Below are 501 nucleotides of genomic sequence, written 5' to 3' on the forward strand. Positions count from 1 at the left end.
AAGCTCATGAATATTGGTCTGTCGGAGCATTGATAACGATGCTAGGAACTTTTTATAGCGGATATAAAGGTTTAAAATCAAGCCATAAATATTTTGCGGCAAGTTCTTTGCTTTGTATGATTATGGCTATTTACACAGGTCATAAGATGATATCTAAAAACAAGAAAACAAAGAAAGAACCAATATCATTAGGAAATGAAGAATAATACAATCAACCTTGTGCCAAGTGGGCACGAAGTTGGCATAGTCACTATGGTGTCAGGAGAAATCCTGGCATCTTTTTTTTATATCTTTTTACACTTCAAAAAATAATTTCAAAAAATTTCTAAAATCATGTCCGATTTTGTCGCTCCCAATACAGAGTATATGGAAGGCAAATTGAAAATCCTCTGATTTCCAAAAATCACAAACGTAAAAGAGGTTCAGACAGTTCTTCCGATTGCACCTTGCTACGAAAATAAAACTCGTAGCCAAAAACTGAACCTTGACAACAAATGTTTT

1 protein-coding gene is annotated in these 501 nt (G+C 33.9%); it reads left to right on the forward strand.

From position 1 onward, the window contains the following. Positions 1–206, forward strand: a 206-nt coding sequence (locus LJE09_RS17425) for a DUF6219 family protein (RefSeq protein WP_227311614.1), incomplete at its 5' end; no start/stop codon positions are given. Positions 207–501 lie beyond the last annotated feature (295 nt).

The organism is Blautia sp. DFI.3.45 (assembly GCF_020593505.1).
In the GTDB taxonomy this organism is placed as follows: domain Bacteria; phylum Bacillota; class Clostridia; order Lachnospirales; family Lachnospiraceae; genus Blautia_A; species Blautia_A wexlerae.